Source organism: Megasphaera paucivorans, assembly GCF_900103535.1.
GTDB lineage: Bacteria > Bacillota > Negativicutes > Veillonellales > Megasphaeraceae > Megasphaera_A > Megasphaera_A paucivorans.
In genome coordinates this window covers 18,970-37,740 of sequence record NZ_FNHQ01000020.1, presented here as the reverse complement: position 1 = coordinate 37,740, position 18,771 = coordinate 18,970, and the positions used below count along the sequence as shown (strand labels likewise).

The following is an 18,771-nucleotide window of genomic DNA, read 5'->3' as shown; positions in this document are numbered from 1 at the left end:
TACATATTATTCGAGTGTATGCAGTAATTTTTCAATTTCTTGCTGTGATGCATACCCAATAAGACGTTTAACAGGTCTGCCATCTTTAAAAAACACCAAGGTAGGAACTGCCATAACTTCATATTTTTCAGCAAGTCCATGGAATGCATCCACATCGATTTTAACAACTTTAATTTTATTTTCAAACGTTTCTGCCACTCGCTTGATTTCCGAACGGATCAGTTTACACGGTTCGCACCATGATGCCCAAAAATCAGCAATCACGATTCCCGGCTGATCAATGACACGCAACCGAAAATCACCCTCATCTTCAATTGCCATAATAGACATATTTTCTTATCCCTCCTAGAAGCTACAGTAATCGTAATAATTCTGTCAAAATCGTTATATACTGCAAAATATTCGGCAATCACGTTTATTATAACAAATTTTATATAAAATATATAGAGGTAGTTAATCCGACACTTCACAATCACAAAAATCAAAATATATTTCTCATACGCAAAAAGGTACCTGTCAGCTCAAAATAACTAACAAGTACCTTTTCACTATTTAAATCATACTGCGAAACCGGTTTAACAGTATGTCACGACCGTCATTTTTCAAAGAGGAATAGGCAACTGCCGGAAAAGTTCCTGGAAACAATTGATCCAGTTTTGCCAAATTTCGTTTTCTTTCTGCTGTTTTCAGCTTATCTGCTTTCGTGCCAATAATCTGCAACGGTACGCCATGACTGCGCATCCACTCATACGCCTTTTGGTCGATTGCAAGACCGGGATGTCGCAAATCCATGAGCAAGCACAATAAAGTTAATCGCGGAGACTGTTCAACATATTCTCCAATGAAAGTACTCCACATATTTCGATTTGCCCCTCCCGTTTTAGCAAAACCATATCCAGGAAGGTCAACAAAAAACAACGGGAAGCGTTCTGATTCTTCTCCTTGTTTCTCTCTCAGCAGCACGGTATAAAAGTTTACAGTTTGTGTTTTTCCCGGTTCACCGCTAACTCGTGCTAATCCGCGATAATTGCAAAGAGAGTTGATAAGACTTGATTTTCCCACATTGGATCTACCCAAAAAAGCGATTTCCATTAATTCACTTTCCGGGTATTGGTCCCTGCGCACGGCAGAAGCCGTATATTCAGCTTTTATAATTTGTAAATCTTTAGATTCTGTCATCATGATTCACCAATGCTTGACTTAATACTTCATCCATTGATTGGACGAATACAAATTGTACATCTTCCTGCACAGACCGGGGAACATCTACCATATCCCGTTTATTATCTACGGGTAGAAGTATTTTTTTTATACCTGCACGATGAGCCGCTAACACTTTTTCCTTAATTCCTCCTACCGGCAATATCGTGCCCCGCAGCGTAATTTCGCCAGTCATGGCAATATCATGATGTACAGCCTTACCAGTCAAAGCAGAGGCTATCGCAGTTGCCATCGTGATTCCTGCCGACGGACCATCCTTGGGAATAGCACCCTCGGGAAGATGAATATGCAGGTCTGTCTTTGTATAAAAATCTTCTGCTAATCCTAAATCGTCTGCACGGCGGCGGATATAAGTCACTCCGGCTTCAGCAGATTCCTTCATGACATCCCCCAATTGACCCGTCAAGGTAAGCTGTCCTTTTCCCTTTACGGCAACAGCTTCTGTTTCCAGCACTTCACCTCCTACTTGAGTCCATGCCAATCCTGTTACGATACCGATCTCATCATTTTTACTGAGTTTTGTATCAAAAAAACGTGCAGGCCCCAATAATTTTTCCAGATTTTTAACACTCACAGTAAGAGGAGTCTTGTCTCCCAGCAGCAGTGATTTGCCAACTTTACGGCAGACCGCCCCAATTTTTCGTTCCAGCGATCTCACACCGGCTTCACGTGTATAATCACGAATAATATGGCGCAGTACTGTATCTGAAAATTTAGCTTTTGCCATCGTAACTCCATTAGCAGCAATCTGTTTTGGAACAAGATAACGTTTTGCAATTTGCAGCTTTTCCTCATCGGTGTATCCGGAAAGTTCAACGATTTCCATCCTGTCTTGAAGCGGCTTAGGAATATCATTCATCACGTTGGCAGTCATAATCCAAAATACTTTAGATAAATCAAACGGTATTTCAATAAAATGATCGCTAAACATATTATTTTGTTCTGGATCCAGTACTTCAAGAAGTGCAGAAGAAGGATCCCCTCGCATATCCGATGTCATTTTATCAATTTCATCAAGCAAGAATACCGGATTTTTCGTACCGGCTTGTTTCATTCCCGATATGATCCGGCCTGGCATAGATCCGATATAAGTACGGCGATGACCGCGAATTTCCGCTTCATCACGCACGCCACCTAAAGAGATGCGCACATATTTACGATTCATAGCTCTTGCAATAGAACGGGCTAAACTTGTTTTTCCGGTCCCCGGAGGCCCTACCAAACACAAAATAGGTCCCTTCGAATCGTGTGTCAGCTGCCGAACAGCCAAAAATTCAATAATACGTTCCTTTATTTTTGTTAGTCCGTAATGATCTTCATCCAGAATTTTCTGAGCCTCTGCCAAATCCAGCCGATCCTTGGTTTCTTTAGTCCACGGCAAGGACAATGCCCAATCTAAATAGGTGCGGATAATTGCAGATTCCGCCATCATAGGCGGCATTGAATCGAGTCGGTCTACTTCTTTCAGCAGACGTTGCTCCACTGATTTTTCAAGTTTCATATCATGAATTTTTTTACGCAGCTCTTCTACTTCTTCATCGGGATCAATTTTATCACCCAATTCTTTATGAATAGCTTTGATCTTTTCACGCAAATAATATTCCTTTTGAGCTTGATCCATTTTTCCACGTACTTCTACATTCAGCTGCGATTCCAAATCGGCAATCTCTACTTCTGTATCAAGCAATGAGCAAATCCGGCGCATCCGTTCAGATACATCCGATATTTCCAGCAATTCTTGCCGAACTATCATTTGCAGCGGTAACTGTGAAGCAATAAAATCAGCAAGAATCCCGGGGGTAGTAAGAGTCTGCGCTTTTTGCAGAATATCATCTCTGTTTTTAATCGTTTCCAGCCACTCCGTGAAGCGGCCAAGCATGACCCGCCGATATGCTTCATCTTCTACAGAGGAAGTGCCATATTCGTTTATTTCAACTCCAGCAACTTCAAAATAATTTTTTTTACGGGAAAAACCATGTATACTTACACGGGAAATACCATCAACAAGTACCCTGGCAATACCGCCTGGAAGACGCAGCATCTGCTGAACTTTTACTAATGTTCCTGTATGATATATATCATCAAAATCAGGATTGTCTTCATTTTCATCTATTTGTGCCGATACGATCAGCATACGGTCATGAGCCATTGCATATTCTACAGCAGCCAAAGACTTTTCACGCCCTATATCCAAATGACTCAGCAGTTTAGGATATACAACGATGCCGCGCAAAGGAACAAAAGGTAAAGCCAATATTGATTTATCATCCATTTGATTCACCTACATTTCCTTTTCTTAAATAAAATTCTATAAGTTAAAACAAAACTCATTTCTCACGATGAAGAAATGAGTTTTGCTGTTGTAAGCATGTCTAATGCGTGTATACCTATTCCATAATAATGGTAGGTTCCGCTTTTTTTGTAACGCAATCTTTCGTTACGATACATTCCTTAACATCTGTCCGGGAAGGAACGTCAAACATGACATCCAACATAATGCGTTCAATAATAGAACGCAACCCCCGGGCCCCTGTATTCCGGCGCAGAGCTTCTTTTGCAATGGCCCGCAAGGCGTCTTCTTCAAACGTAAGTTTAACGTGATCCATATCAAGCATTTTTTCATATTGCTTGACCAATGCATTTTTTGGTTCCGTCAAAATATGCATCATTGCATCTTCATCTAAAGGATTCAACGTTACCAAAACAGGAAGACGGCCAACCAATTCCGGAATAAGACCAAATTTCTGTAAATCGGCAGGAATGATTTCTTGCAAGATAGTTTCCATAGACTGTTCATCTTTCGAATGAATATCAGCGCCAAATCCCATGTTTTTATCAGAGGTACGATTTAATATGGTCTTATCAATACCATCGAAAGCACCGCCACAAATAAATAAAATATTCGTCGTATCAATCTGCAGCATTTCCTGATGCGGATGCTTGCGGCCTCCCTGAGGCGGCACACCCGCAACGGTTCCCTCCAAAATTTTAAGCAGAGCCTGCTGTACTCCTTCACCAGATACATCACGAGTAATAGATGGGTTTTCCGACTTACGAGCAATTTTATCGATTTCATCAATATAAATAATGCCCCGTTCAGCCTTAGCAATATCATAATCAGCTGCCTGAATCAATTTAAGAAGACAATTTTCTACATCTTCTCCAACATAGCCGGCTTCAGTCAAACTTGTCGCATCAGCTATAGCAAATGGTACATCCAAAAGACGTGCCAGCGTTTGCGCCAAAAGAGTTTTACCACATCCTGTCGGTCCTACCATAACAATATTAGATTTCTGTAATTCTACATCTTCCACTATACTGCCGGTCTGTAATCTTTTGTAATGATTATACACGGCTACAGACAATGTTTTTTTTGCACTTTCCTGTCCAATGACATACTGATCCAGCGTTTCCTTGATTTGATGCGGTGTCGGCAATTCTTTTAATTGAAAAGAAGGTGCTTCTTCCTTCATTTCTTCTTCCAGAATATGCTGAGCGACTGTTACGCATTCATCACAAATATATACACCGGGACCGGCTATCAACTTCTGGACCTCACTTTGCGAACGTCCGCAAAAGCTGCATTTTGGTTCTTCTGTCCTATCTTTCACCAATAGTTCCTCCTGGTAGTGACTACTTTACGGATGCCATGTCATGAGGACGAAGAAGAATTTCATCGATCAATCCATATTTCTTGGCATCTTCCGCAGTCATGAAATTATCACGTTCTGTATCTTTCATGATAACATCTAACGACTGTCCCGTATGTTGAGACAATAACGTATTCAATTCTTTGCGCATACGCAGGATTTCACGGGCATGGATCTCAATCTCCGTAGCCTGTCCCTGAACGCCGCCCAAAGGCTGATGAATCATAATTTGTGAATGAGGCAGGGCAAAGCGTTTCCCTTTTGCCCCTGCCGTTAATAAAACGGAAGCCATACTAGCTGCCGATCCCACGCAAATCGTAGAAACATCTGGTTTAATATACTGCATTGTATCATAAATCGCCATCCCGGCTGTAACAACACCGCCGGGGCTGTTGATATATAAATGAATATCCTTATCGGGATTTTCCGCTTCCAAGAATAATAACTGCGCAATAATCGTATTGGCCGTTACATCTTCAATAGCGCCACCCAAAAAAACGATGCGATCCTTCAGAAGACGCGAATAAATATCATAACTCCGTTCTCCCTGGGATGACTGTTCAACAACCATCGGTACATATTGCATATTCATAACTAACACCTCGTCATCATACGTTCCGGATGTCTTATTCTTTATCTTCGGCTTCTACCTTTTCCACTTTCGGTTCTTCTTCCTTGGCATTCGTATCGATAGCATTGGAAAGAATAAAGGATGCAGCTTTTTTACGGCCTACCGACTGAACAAGCATCGGAATACGTTTTTCCTTCATAATAATTTTATAAACTTCCTTGGGATCGGCCCCAAAATTCTGAGCCATTGTGAAAATTTCAGCATTGAGATCGTTATTACTTACTTCAATATTTTCAGCTTTGCAGATAGCTTCCAGAACAAGATCCATTTTTACATTATCTTTAGCCGGTTCTTTATAGCTTTCCTTAAGCTTATCCATATCTTGATTTGTATATTTCAAATAATCATCAATTTTCATGCCCTGTGTTTCGATTTTCATGGTGAGTTCTTCAAGCATCTGTGTAACTTTATCATCAATCATTACTTCCGGGATATCCACTTCAGCATTGCCTATCGCTGTTTTCAATACTTCTCCGTTAAAAGTTTCCAGTGCTTTAAAAGAAGCCTGTGTTTCTAATTTTTTCCGAGTATCATTTTTCAGCTCATCCAATGTTTCATTTTTAAAATATTCTTTAGCAAATTCATCATTAAGAGCTGGCAGTTCACGACGTTTTACATCATTTATGGTTACCGCAAATATAGCTTCCTTACCTGCAAGGTCTTTTTGGAAATAATCTTCTGGGAAGGATATCTTTACATCCTTCTGATCTCCTGATTTACAACCGATAAGTTGTTCTTCAAAGCCAGGAATGAAACTGCCGGAACCAATCTGCAACGGATATGCTTTTCCTTCTCCGCCTTCAAAAGGAACGCCATCTATGCTCCCTTTAAAATCAATAATAGCAAAGTCATCATTGGCAATTTCGGTACCTTCCGGAGCTACAACGAGTTTAGAATGTGCCTTCTGTAAATTGATCAATTCATCAGAAATTTGTTCTTCCGTTACTTCGGAAGCTGGTTTAGCCGCTTTAATACTTTTATATTCGCCAAGCTTAACTGCTGGTTTTTTCGTAAGTGTCGCTTCAAATACTAAATCCTGTCCAATTTCGTTGGTTACAACATTAATATCAGGATCCGTAACAGGTATAATGTCCTGTTCTTTCAAAGCATCATTATAAGATTTTGAAGCAATAGCTTCAAAAATTTCTTCTTTTACAGCATCTTTACCCAAAAAGCTTTCCAACACCTTACGCGGCGCTTTTCCTTTACGGAAACCCGGTATATTTACCTTATTGGCTAAATTTTTGCAAGCTGCTTTTGCGCCTTTTTCCGCTTCTTCTACAGGCACTTCGATGTGCAGAGTTACTTTATGCTGGTCTACTTCATTGACTGTTACTTTCATTCTAAAATGTCCTCCTTATGGGCACTATACCCAGTCCGTTATCTATAAAACTCCATACTACGCTCTTCATCATATCATAAAATTCCACGATTGACAATAAAAACGAAACAAACATATCCCCCATCTTATTTTACCAGATGGAGGATAGTGCTTAAAGAATAAAACATATTAACGCAAGGTGCAGTTCAGATTGTTCTTTAAATCTTCAAGCATTGAATCAATATATATTTGAATATTTTCATCAGTCAACGTAGTTTCCGCTGAACGGAACGTTAAAGAATAGGCCATGCTCTTATAATTTTTAGGAACTTGTTTTCCTTGGTACATATCAAAAAGATGCACAGATTCCAGATATTCTCCGCCATCCTTAATAAGAATCTCTTGAATATCCGAATTGGCCGTTCCTACAGGAGCCAAAAAGGCTAAATCACGACTAATGGCTGGGAATTTAGCAACTTTTTTGTAATCTCCAATAAAATCTATATAGGGGGTAATTACATCTAAATACATTTCGAAAGCATACACCGGACCTGCAATATCATAATTATCAATAACAGCAGGATGTAGTTCACCAAATTGAGCCAGTATTTTGCCATCCTTTACAAATTTTGCTGCTTTTCCCGGATGAAACGGTGCAAATTCAGCACTTTCCAAATCAGCGGTAATACCCAATCCTTCAAGTACTGTTTCTACAATGCCCTTGGCATCATAAAAATCATATTTAGCAATTTTACCAGGCCATATTCCGGTATCACGCAATCCGTAAAGAACGCCGGCAACCTGTTTCTTTTCATACGGAAGTTCGGTAATCGGCAATTGTTTCGGGATATATACAGAAGCAATTTCATAAGCGGCAACCGAATTATTTTTCACCGCTTGATTTCTAACAAGCATATCCATTAAAGACGGAAGCAAGGTCGTACGCATAAGCGGAAATTCTTCTGTAATGGGATTAAGAATAGGTACTGCCGTATATAATGGACTTTCGGCCGGGAACAATAGCTTTTTTAGTGATTCATGATTCATAAAACTGAATGTCACTGTTTCATTCAAACCGCAAGCACTGAGAATTTCGGAAACTTTTTCCGTTACTTCATGATGATACCCTTCTTCACCTTCAGAAATATTACTCCACGGTCTTGTAGATTGAATATTTTCATATCCATAAATGCGTGCTACTTCTTCACTAATATCCGCCATTTCTGTACAATCACCACGCCATGAAGGAACTATCGCCGTAATGCTATCATCATTTTCCTGTTCAATGCCAAATTCCAGTGTTTTCAAAATCGAAATCATTTCTTCCCCAGGAATATCTGTACCCAAATAGGCATTAATTTGCTGAACCGTAAATGATATCCGCGTAACAGACTGTGGTTCCGGATATAGGTCAATAATCCCCTGTGCTACATCACAGGCTCCCATTTTCTGCAAAAGCTGTGCACAGCGGTCTAGTGAAGCAATACAACCTTCCGCGTCTATTCCCCGTTCAAACCGTGCTGAAGCTTCTGAGCGCAATCCAAGTGCACGTCCGGTTTTACGGATACTCGATCCTTTAAAAGAGGCTGCTTCAAGTATAACGGCCGCAGTTGTATCCGTTACTTCTGTTTCAAATCCACCCATAACACCTGCAACACCGCAAGCTTTATCAGGATCAGCGATAACCAGCATTTCGGAAGTAAGTGTACGTTCTACACCATCCAATGTTTTTAATACTTCACCATCACGCGCACGCCGCGGAATGAGATGATGACCGGAAACTTTATCATAATCATAAGCATGCATTGGAATACCCAATTCCAGCATGACATAGTTTGTTGCATCAACGACGTTATTAATGGGACGAACTCCGGATTTGCGAAGACGTTGCTGCATCCATAACGGAGATTTTTCTATTTTTACATTTAAGAGCAAACGAGATGCAAAACGATTACATAATTCAGGGGCTTCATTCGTAATTGTTACATTGCCACTAATGGATTGCTCGCATTCATCAACTTCAATTTCAGGATATCGTGCTGCCGTATGACCTAAAACAGCAAATTCACGACTTAACCCAACCATGCTGAAACAGTCTGCACGATTCGGAGTTAATTCATACTCATAAACCGTGTCTTTAAGCCCTAGAAAATCAATCGCATCAACTCCGACAGGCGTATCATCCGGTAATATCCAAATGCCGTTGCGTTCTTCCGGCAGCAGCAAACTATCATCAAAACCTAATTCGCGTGCAGAACAAAGCATTCCTTCTGAAACTTGGCCGCGAAGCTTAGATTTTTTTATTTTTACTCCACCCGGAAGTATCGCTCCATGTACGGCAACGGGAACAACTTGTCCCTCACGGACATTCGGTGCTCCTGTGACAATAGTAAGCTCGTTATCTCCCATATCCATCTGACAAATAACAAGATGATCAGCGTCAGGATGTTTTGTGATTTTTAAAATTTTTCCTGTGTATATATTTTTGATATCGGTTCCCCAATATTCTACTTGTTCTACAGGTACACCGGCAACAGTCATAATATCAGCAAAGATTTGCGGATCCTTGGTTGTGTCGACATCCACATAATCCTTCATCCAGCTTAATGAACTTTTCATAATTTTCCTACCTCCTAAAACTGATTCAAGAATCTCATATCATCTTCATAGAACAACCGCAAATCATCAATACCGTATTTTAACATAGCGATACGTTCCACACCCATTCCAAAAGCAAATCCGCTGACCTTATCCGGATCATACCCATTTAAGCGCAATACATTGGGATGTACCATCCCACAGCCGAGAATTTCCAGCCATCCTGTATGTGAGCATACACGACAGCCTTTGCCGCCGCACATCACACAAGAAATATCTACTTCAGCACTCGGTTCTGTAAAAGGAAAGAAACTAGCCCGAAAACGTACTTTTGTTTTCGGTCCAAAAATTTCTCTTAAAAAATCTTCCAACATCCCTTTTAGGTCAGAAAACCGGATTCCTTTATCGACAATAAGCCCTTCCATTTGATGAAATACCGGAGAATGTGTAGCGTCATAATCCCAGCGATACACTTTGCCCGGAACAATAACCTTGACTGGTTCATTCGGATTATGTGCCTGCAATGTCCGTGCCTGCATGGGTGACGTATGGGTACGCAGCAAAATTTTATCCGTAATATACATGGAATCCTGCATGTCACGTGCCGGATGATCATCCGGAAAATTTAAGCACTGGAAATTATAATAATCATCTTCAATCTCCGGTCCTTCTGCAATGGAAAATCCCATCTTCAAAAAAGCATTTTCCATGCAGCGCCGTGTCAAATGGAGCGGATGCATATGACCTAGCACCGGTTTACGTCCAGGTAACGTAATATCTATTTTTTCTGATTGAATTTTTTGTTCCATTTCATGTTGCTTCAATTCTTCCATTCTATCAGCAAGCGCCGCTTCAATTTTGGCACGTGCCGTATTAACTAACTGACCAACAGCAGGACGTTCTTCTTTCGACAGTTTGCCGAGTTCTTTCATTACCGCTGTTAATTCCCCTTTTTTACCTAAATACTTGACACGAATATCCTGTACATCCTGCAACGCTTCTGTTTTATTAATCTGGTCTCGTACAGCAGCTTTGATAGCCTCAATTTTTTCCTTCATCACAGTTCCTCCTCTATCATAAAAAAAATAGACCTCCACCCCCTAAGGGGCGAAAGTCACATTTCGCGGTACCACCCTAATTATTACTCTTTCATCCGTTAACGGAGATATCCGTTCCGTCTACTTCATTCAACGGAAAGCTCCAAAGTGAACACATGAAAGCATCGGCATCAGAACTCTCAATCTATGATTCTGATTCCCTGTACCCGATAGATTCTCTCATGTTCTCTTTTTCATAGCACTATTTCATATGATTTATATTTTATCAGTATAATGTCTTGTTGGCAATAACCAATCTTTGGATTTGGTTTGTACCTTCATAAATTTGCATGATTTTGGCATCACGCATATATTTTTCCACAGGATATTCTTTCATATAGCCATATCCGCCCATAACCTGCACGGCATTAACAGTAACCTCCATCGCAACATCCGAAGCATTGCACTTCGCAATAGCAGCTTCCCTGCTAAATTCCATTCCCTGATCTTTCATCCAGCAGGCACGCTGTACTAGAAGGCGGGCACCTTCAACCTTCATTGCCATATCAGCAATCATTCCTTGAACCATTTCAAAAGAAGCAATGGGTTTACCAAATTGCTGACGAACTTTTGCATACTCTCCGCAGGCACGAAATGCAGCTTCTGCTATACCGACAGAAATAGATCCCACAAACGGTCTGGCAGCATCTAATGTGTTCATGGCAATACGGAAACCATGACCTTCCCGGCCAAGACGATTTTCAATAGGAATAAAACAATCCTGGAAAATCAACTCCGTCGTATTGGAAGCCCGAATTCCCATTTTGTTTTCTTCCTTGCCTACAGTAAAACCGGGAGTTCCTTTTCTTACAATGAAAGCAGTCAATCCACGAATTCCAGCACTTTTCCGTGTGTTGGCAAAAATAACAAAAACTTCGGCCAATGCACCATTCGTAATGAAACACTTTGTACCATTCAAAATATAACCTTTGCCATCCTCTGTTTTTTTAGCAGATGTAGCAACAGCACCGGCATCCGAACCGACACCGGGTTCAGTAAGAGCAAACGCCGCTAATTTATCTTGGCAGATAATATCAAAATATTGTTTCTTCTGATCATCATTTCCGGCTATAATAACAGGATAAGATGCCAACGCATTAGCAGCAACCGTTGTAGCTATTCCAGCACAACCTTTTCCTAATTCTTCATAAATGCCTGCAATCGTAACCGCATCTAAACCGGCACCTCCGAATTCTTCTGGAATAGCAACACCCAATAATCCTTGAGCTGCTAATTTATCAAGCAATCCGTCACGGATTTTTGCTTGTTCATCCATTTCCCCTGCATAGGGAACGATTTCCTTTTCTACAAGATCGCGAACGACTTTGATAATATCCTGTTGTTCCTCATTGTAACTGAAATCCATGTTGATAACCAACCTTCCATTTAATTATTTTTCAAACTTCCCTAACACGTAAAAAGACGAACGTCCTTTTACAACAATATGACCTTCACTGTCAAAACATTCGCATTCAGCAACTATGGTTTTGCCGCCATGATGTACGACTTGACCGATTCCTGTAATGTACTTTCCTCCAGCAACACGCCGGATATAATTCATATTAATTTCAAGAGTTGTCACCTGATATCCCAGGCTTCTGCTTGCCATACCCATAAGAGTATCACAAAAAGCAGCTAAAATACCGCCTGAAGCAATTCCTCGGTAGTTGCAAAGATTCTCTGTTATATCAAACCGAACACGCGCAAACCCTTCATCAATGTCCTCTATTGTGCATGGAAGGTTCTTGAAATAAGGAGTCGATTTATATACGCCGATGTAAATATTACGAAATCGTTCTTTTAATTCTTCACTATGAACTCGTTTCAGAAAATTCTCTTCATCAGCCATTAATATCATCCCCCTCCTTTGGAAAATGATATTCTCCTGTTACAAAAAAAGTTCCCTTTCCATGAGCTAAATATCGTTCATTATTATCATAAAAATCGCAAAGCGCCACCATTGTCGTACGACCATTATGAACCACTTTAGCCACTGCACGAACCGTCGTATCAGGATATGTCGGGGAAAAATAGTTCATAGCCAAGTCCAGTGTCAAAACAGCTTTTCCTTTAAGAGCACAAGCCACTTCCATTGCTGAATCGGCCATAGCGTAGAGCACTCCGCCGTACATAGTACCATTCGGATTTTCCCATGCACTTCCTTTATTTTCAAATATGAGTACTGATTCAGTATCCTCAGCTTTTTCAACATGAAATCCCATAAAGGAGTCAAATGGATTTTTTTGGAGATCTTTTTCAACTATATCTATGTCAACCTTCATCTATTATCTGGTCAACTCCCTTCAAAATAGATACTATTATATTTTACTATATCAAAATTGATACGTCAAACTTAGTAATTAATGTAAAATTTAAATACTATCTATTCATCACACGTTACATAAAAGGAGCTGAATTAATTCAGCTCCTTGATATGCCTGACCTGGTTTTTAACCCCACACTCGCCTGCTGGAAGGTTCGCTCATAGACACTAAGTCTCCCACTACTGCTTCTCTCGCTTTTCGCGGCAGGACTTACTTCTAAGCCGCACTATGATCAGGACCGCTTTGGATCCTTTACGTGGATCGCTTAGCCTGCGACTGGCATCGACTTACAACCACAGACACATATCAGGTGACATTATACTGGAATTGAATACAATTGTCAATTTTTAGTTCCATATTGGGCAATAAGCTCGTTTCCCGCTTCGATGACCTGTTCCGTAGTGATAACAGAAATCCCTTTGTAATTTCCTTCACGAATAATTTTCTTCATACTTTTCCCTATTTCGTATTTGTTTGTTGATTCCAAAATAATAGCTTTTTTTGTATACGGACCATAGAATTTCGGATTACTCGGTCCATAAAGTGCTATTAAAGGAACATCTTGACTAACAGCTACATGCATAGGACCGCTATCATTAGTAATAAATAAGGAACATCGCCTTACCGCAGCGGCAAGTTCACCTACGGAAAATTTTCCTGTACAAATAATGGGGGTACTTTTCATAAGAAAGACAGCTTCTCTAACCATCTCCTTATCCATAGGACCGCCATAAAAAGCACACCGAAATCCCTTGTCGGAAAAATAATCGGCCACCGCGGCAAATCGTTCGACAGGCCAGCGTTTTTGCGGAACAGCACTACCAATATTAAAGCCCACAAGCGGCTGTTTTTCACGCAAATCGGATGCCATGTAAAAGTCTTCAACTCGTTTTTCCCACACCGGACATGTAAAGATCTGCAATCCTGCATTTTTATAATCCTCAATTCCGAGTTGTTTAAGCACATCGATATACATGTCTGCTGCATGCAAATGGGTCCGATCTAATCTCGTATAGGTATCCATAAAAGGGCGTGCCAAAAAATGGCTCATACCAACAAACTGTTTTGCTCCGACAGCCGTCGCTAAAAATGAGGTTCGTTCATTCGGATGCAGATTCATCAGCAAATCGGGATGCTGGCTATGAAGTCTTCTTCCTATATGCCACAGCGCTGTCAGGGAATTATCCTTCCCTTTTTTATCGACAGTTACAAGATGATCTATATTGGGATTGTAACGTACCACATCAGCTAATTTTTCATCTACGACCAGCGTAATGTCAGAACCCACTGCATGACGCCGCAAAATCTGCAAAAAAGGAGTTATTAAAATCAAATCTCCTAAGTGCATAAGGAAGGTTACAATAATTCTTTTGTTTTTTAAATTTATCATGCTTTCACCTTCTTTATCACGGCAGTATACGTATCCCATACATCCAATACAGATATTTGTGCCATGCAATCGGGATCATTTATCAAAGGATGTTGCTGCGTGGCTTTGGAGGTCGAAGATAGTATTATATGAATATACGTATCTGTTTCTCCTCCATATGGGCCCGTACGATCCGGGCATGTAGGACCAAATAAGGCGATCAGCTCTTTCTTAAGCGCATTGGCAATATGCAGCGGTCCTGTATCAGCACTTATGTATACACTCGCCATGGAAATAGCCGCCATTAGTTCATGCAGGCTAGTCTTTCCCGTATAATCAAAAACATTGGGAAATTTCGTTCCCGCCATAATAGCTTGCCCCTTTACGATATCCTCCCCACTGCCAAGGAGAATCACATTCATTCCGGCAGCAGCCACTCGATTAACAAAATCAGACCAATACGTCAGCGGCCATTCCTTTACCTTCCACCGGGCTCCCGGTACAACCGCGATATATGGTCCTATCATACCCGCCTCTGTAAATCGTTTCCGCATTATTTGCTTTTCCATATCAATATTGGGAAGAGGAAATTCTACAGAACTGACCGTACCGCCAAGAACACGCACTGTATCCAAGTATCGTTCAATGACATGATCATTCTTATGTATTCCAGTCAGCCCTTTACTGACCAAGAAACTACCTTCACGCATTTCCCAATATCCGTATTTTTCCTTAGCACCGCTCAATAAAGCGACAATAGCACTTTTGGCTAATCCCTGCAAGTCAAAACATACATCAAAATGATAGGCATGCAGTGTATGCCACAGTTCCCGCAAATATGCTATGGATGTAAGCTTTGATTTATCAATATAAACAACATCATCTATGTAAGGTTTTCCTGGAAGAACTGCTGCAAAATTTTGATGAACAGCCCATACAATATGTGCATCTGGACAATTCTGCCGTAATGCATGAAGCGTGGGCAATGCATGCAATACATCGCCCAGAGAGCTCATTTTAACAATAAGTATGCTCTTATAGGCTTTCATGTGCATTCCTCTTCTCCAATACACTATCAATAAATTCATCAAGGCGTCCGCCTGTAAACAAATACCCCGGCAAACCTGCAGCCTTGGCACATTCCATATCGCTTGTACTATCACCAATTAAAAAGGATTGAGAGATATCCAAATCATAATCTTTTACTGCCTGCAGCACCATACCAGGCGCTGGTTTCCGCCAATCGCTTTTCTTATTATAGGAAGGATCCGCAGCTCCCTCCAAAAACGGGCAATAGTAAAATTCCGTAATACAGCCACCCGCTGCTGCTATTTCCTGCGACATCCAGCAATGAAGCTTTTTCACATCATCTTCAGTATAATACCCGCGGGCCACACCGCTTTGATTCGTCACTACAATAACCAAGTATCCCAGCTGGTTAAGATGTGCCAAACCTTCCTTAGCACCTTTTACCCAGATGACATCCCCCGGACGATGTAAATAATGTATATCTTTGTTCAAAACTCCATCTCTATCAAAAAAAGCCGCTTTTCTCATTCGAAGTATCCATCACTCTTTTCCAAAATACGGCAATATTCCTGTACTGCTTCCTTTAAGAGAGTAAAACCGCGGTCATACCCAGCATCCATTAATTTTGTTGTATCAGCCTGCGTAAAACTCTGGTATTTTCCCTTCAAAATATTGGGGAATGGAACATATTCCACGATACCTTTTCCACAATATTCAATAATCCCTTGAACAAAATCATTAAATGAATGCCCTTCGCCAGTACCGCAATTATAAATCCCGGATAATTCCGGATGTTCCCAAAAATAAAATATAACATTCACAACATCATTCACATAAATAAAATCACGAATCTGACCCCCATTTTCATATCCTGCAGTTCCTTCAAAAAGAGTGATTTTTCCATTTTTCTGCAGTTCATAATATTTTTGATAAATAAGGGAAGCCATCCGATCCTTATGATTTTCCTGCGGCCCAAACACATTGAAATATCGAAAACCAACAATCTGATTGTTAGCAAGCGGCAGCATACGCCGTACAAAACGATCAAACTGCAGTTTTGAATATGCATATGGATTCAACGCTTGTTCACAAGCTGGTTCTTCACGAAATCCATGTTTACCGCTGCCATAGGTAGACGCAGAAGATGCATACAAAAAAGGTATTTTACGGTGCATGCAATAACGCAAAAGATTTTTGCTGCCTTCATAATTATTTTTCATCATATAACGCCCGTCATAATTCATCGTATCTGAGCAGGCACCTTCATGAAAGACAACATCAATATACCCGCCGTCAAAAGATTCGTCAGCCATTTGATTTGCAAAATCTTCATAATCCATATAATCATAAAATGATAATCCTTGTAAGTTTCGGCACTTACGTCCATCCGTTAAATCATCCACCACCAAGATATCATTAATACCTCGATCATTTAATTTTTTTATAATATTGCTGCCGATAAAACCTGCACCACCTGTTACTATTTTCATAAGATTCCCTTCCTCACCATATTTGTGATTTTATCTATTATATTCGTTGTAGAATACCCTTCTTCAAAAGAGATTATTTCCACCCGTTTTACGTATTCTCGTCCAATCACTTCGTCAGCTTTATAATCGCCGCCCTTAACAAGGATATCCGGGCGCAAAATCGCCAACAATTCTTTCGGTGTATCTTCATTGAAGATAACCACATCATCAACACAAGCCAGTGCGCTTAACAGCACCGCACGATCATTCTGCTGTACTAGAGGTCTTGCTTCTCCCTTTAACCGGTGAACAGATTCATCGGAATTTAAGCCGATAACTAAATGCTGCCCCAGCATAGCTGCCTGCTGTAAATAAAGTATATGTCCGCGATGCAGTATATCAAAACAACCATTTGTAAAAACAACAATTTCACCATTTTGCTGCCATTGTCGTATCTTACCGGCCATTTCTCTACAGCTCAATGATTCATACGGAGCCCATCGACGGTTGGGACGCCATTGGTGCCACAATTGTAAAAGTTCGCTGCGATGAATGGGATAGGTTCCTACCTTTGCAACGACAACTCCCGCTGCAGAATTAGCAATCTGTAAACTTGTGCGAACCGAAAGCTTTGCCGCAATAGAAGTTAAAAAAGCAGCCGCGACTGTATCTCCTGCCCCGGATACATCGAATACTTCCTGTGCTGTTGCAGGGTTGCTCCAGACTTTTCCGTCCTTGCCTATAACCGTTATTCCTTTTTCTGATCTAGTCACCATGAGATGTGCAAAATCGTACCTCTCATGAAGTTTCATAGCAGCTTCAATCACATCTCCGCCTGCATTGGCAACCGTATAGCCAATACAGTCACTAATTTCCTTCATATTAGGCGTAACAAAATCGGCTCCGTTATATTTACTCCAATCCGTTCCCTTAGGATCTACAAGTACCGGTATACCAGCTTTTCGGGCAATAGAAATAACCCCGCTGGATACGGTATCCGTAAGAACTCCCTTTCCATAGTCTGAAATAATAATACCGTCCAGTCCATCCTGTATCCGTTCTTGTAACCATTGAAGCAGCATCTGTTCCTCATCTGATTCAAGTGTTGTAATTTCTTCAAAATCAAGCCGCAGCATTTGCTGGCGTGAACCAAGAACACGAAGCTTTGTCGTTGTAGCATGCCCTGTCCGGGAAATTACCCCCGATCCATCAATATGCGCGTCTGTCAATAATTTCTGCAAAACAGTTCCATATTCGTCTGTCCCCATAAGACCCGCCAAAAAAACCCGGCATTCCAAATTAGCTAGATTAGACGCTACGTTTGCAGCACCTCCTAAGGCTGAAGTAATATGGGATACTTTATTGACCGGAACCGGAGCTTCTGGAGAAATCCGTTCCACTTTACCAAATACGTAACGGTCTACCATAACGTCACCAATAACAGCAATACGTAAATTCGGCAATAATTTGTTTAAAAAATTATCAATATAACTCTCTGTCATAAAAAACTCCTTTTACGATCTCAGACTTTTTTATGCCTGTTATCCGTGAGGCGTTTCAATTCTGCCATAAAACTATCCAAATCAGCAAATTGACGATACACGGAAGCAAACCGGATATATGCCACTAAATCCATACTCTGCAGCTCATCAAGAACCATTTCCCCGATTTTTACACTCGTTACTTCCTGAACTAAAGAGTTTCGAATCTTATGTTCTACACGAGAAACGATACCATCTAATTGCTGCATCGTAACCATGCGTTTATTGCAAGCGCGCAATAAGCCATTCAGAATTTTATTGCGATCGAACAATTCTCGACTGCCGTCTTTTTTTATGACTACTAGAGGTACCTCTTCTACCATCTCATACGTCGTAAATCGACGTCCGCATTTTTGACATTCACGGCGGCGGCGGATAGCATTGCCGTCATCAGTCGCCCGCGAATCCGTAACCTTCGTATCGTCGCTCTTGCAAAATGGACATCTCATAATTTGCCTCCTACAGACATTTAAAAAATTATTTTTCAACAATCTTAAGTTACAATTCTACACACTTCTTTA

The 18,771-nt window shown here is 40.7% G+C and carries 17 protein-coding genes; all 17 read right to left on the bottom strand.

What is annotated here, in order from left to right:
- Positions 1 to 6 precede the first annotated feature (6 nt).
- The gene (locus tag BLR11_RS09575; protein ID WP_091651251.1) at positions 7 to 330 is read right to left on the bottom strand and encodes a thioredoxin family protein; all 324 of its coding nucleotides are present in this window, start codon (positions 328 to 330) and stop codon (positions 7 to 9) included.
- Positions 331 to 552: 222 nt separating this feature from the next.
- Entirely contained in the window at positions 553 to 1,182 is a 630-nt protein-coding gene (yihA, locus tag BLR11_RS09570; protein ID WP_425433754.1) for a ribosome biogenesis GTP-binding protein YihA/YsxC, read from the bottom strand.
- Positions 1,166 to 3,493 (bottom strand): endopeptidase La, encoded by a 2,328-nt coding sequence (gene lon / locus BLR11_RS09565; protein WP_091651247.1) that lies wholly within the window; start codon positions 3,491 to 3,493, stop codon positions 1,166 to 1,168. The genes yihA and lon overlap by 17 nt, the downstream gene beginning before the upstream one ends.
- A gap of 115 nt (positions 3,494 to 3,608) precedes the next feature.
- Positions 3,609 to 4,835 (bottom strand): ATP-dependent Clp protease ATP-binding subunit ClpX, encoded by a 1,227-nt coding sequence (gene clpX / locus BLR11_RS09560; protein ID WP_218118767.1) that lies wholly within the window; start codon positions 4,833 to 4,835, stop codon positions 3,609 to 3,611.
- Positions 4,836 to 4,854: 19 nt separating this feature from the next.
- The gene (clpP, locus tag BLR11_RS09555; RefSeq protein WP_091651242.1) at positions 4,855 to 5,463 is read right to left on the bottom strand and encodes an ATP-dependent Clp endopeptidase proteolytic subunit ClpP; all 609 of its coding nucleotides are present in this window, start codon (positions 5,461 to 5,463) and stop codon (positions 4,855 to 4,857) included.
- Positions 5,464 to 5,497: 34 nt separating this feature from the next.
- Entirely contained in the window at positions 5,498 to 6,844 is a 1,347-nt protein-coding gene (gene tig, locus BLR11_RS09550) for a trigger factor (RefSeq protein ID WP_091651240.1), read from the bottom strand.
- Positions 6,845 to 7,012: 168 nt separating this feature from the next.
- Positions 7,013 to 9,442, bottom strand: a complete 2,430-nt coding sequence (pheT, locus tag BLR11_RS09545; protein WP_091651237.1) for a phenylalanine--tRNA ligase subunit beta — start codon at positions 9,440 to 9,442, stop codon at positions 7,013 to 7,015.
- A 14-nt stretch (positions 9,443 to 9,456) separates the two neighbouring features.
- Positions 9,457 to 10,479, bottom strand: a complete 1,023-nt coding sequence (pheS, locus tag BLR11_RS09540) for a phenylalanine--tRNA ligase subunit alpha (protein ID WP_176762942.1) — start codon at positions 10,477 to 10,479, stop codon at positions 9,457 to 9,459.
- A gap of 265 nt (positions 10,480 to 10,744) precedes the next feature.
- Positions 10,745 to 11,884 (bottom strand): acyl-CoA dehydrogenase family protein, encoded by a 1,140-nt coding sequence (locus BLR11_RS09535; RefSeq protein WP_091651233.1) that lies wholly within the window; start codon positions 11,882 to 11,884, stop codon positions 10,745 to 10,747.
- Positions 11,885 to 11,908: 24 nt separating this feature from the next.
- A complete protein-coding gene (locus BLR11_RS09530; RefSeq protein WP_245675129.1) occupies positions 11,909 to 12,367 on the bottom strand; it encodes a PaaI family thioesterase in 459 nt (152 codons plus the stop codon).
- A complete protein-coding gene (locus BLR11_RS09525; protein ID WP_091651228.1) occupies positions 12,360 to 12,800 on the bottom strand; it encodes a PaaI family thioesterase in 441 nt (146 codons plus the stop codon). The genes BLR11_RS09530 and BLR11_RS09525 overlap by 8 nt, the downstream gene beginning before the upstream one ends.
- Before the next feature lie 382 nt (positions 12,801 to 13,182).
- The gene (locus tag BLR11_RS09520; protein WP_091651226.1) at positions 13,183 to 14,232 is read right to left on the bottom strand and encodes a glycosyltransferase family 9 protein; all 1,050 of its coding nucleotides are present in this window, start codon (positions 14,230 to 14,232) and stop codon (positions 13,183 to 13,185) included.
- Positions 14,229 to 15,260 (bottom strand): glycosyltransferase family 9 protein, encoded by a 1,032-nt coding sequence (locus tag BLR11_RS09515; protein WP_091651224.1) that lies wholly within the window; start codon positions 15,258 to 15,260, stop codon positions 14,229 to 14,231. Before BLR11_RS09515 ends, BLR11_RS09520 begins: the two co-directional genes overlap by 4 nt.
- Positions 15,247 to 15,768 carry a D-glycero-alpha-D-manno-heptose-1,7-bisphosphate 7-phosphatase gene (locus BLR11_RS09510; RefSeq protein WP_091651221.1) on the bottom strand — a complete coding sequence of 174 codons (522 nt, stop codon included), beginning with the start codon at positions 15,766 to 15,768 and terminating at the stop codon, positions 15,247 to 15,249. The genes BLR11_RS09515 and BLR11_RS09510 overlap by 14 nt, the downstream gene beginning before the upstream one ends.
- Complete coding sequence (gene rfaD, locus BLR11_RS09505) at positions 15,765 to 16,730, bottom strand: ADP-glyceromanno-heptose 6-epimerase (RefSeq protein WP_091651218.1); 966 nt, start codon at positions 16,728 to 16,730, stop codon at positions 15,765 to 15,767. Before rfaD ends, BLR11_RS09510 begins: the two co-directional genes overlap by 4 nt.
- Entirely contained in the window at positions 16,727 to 18,211 is a 1,485-nt protein-coding gene (rfaE1, locus tag BLR11_RS09500; RefSeq protein WP_091651215.1) for a D-glycero-beta-D-manno-heptose-7-phosphate kinase, read from the bottom strand. The genes rfaD and rfaE1 overlap by 4 nt, the downstream gene beginning before the upstream one ends.
- Positions 18,212 to 18,231: 20 nt before the next feature.
- The gene (gene nrdR, locus BLR11_RS09495) at positions 18,232 to 18,699 is read right to left on the bottom strand and encodes a transcriptional regulator NrdR (RefSeq protein WP_091651212.1); all 468 of its coding nucleotides are present in this window, start codon (positions 18,697 to 18,699) and stop codon (positions 18,232 to 18,234) included.
- Positions 18,700 to 18,771: the final 72 nt, after the last annotated feature.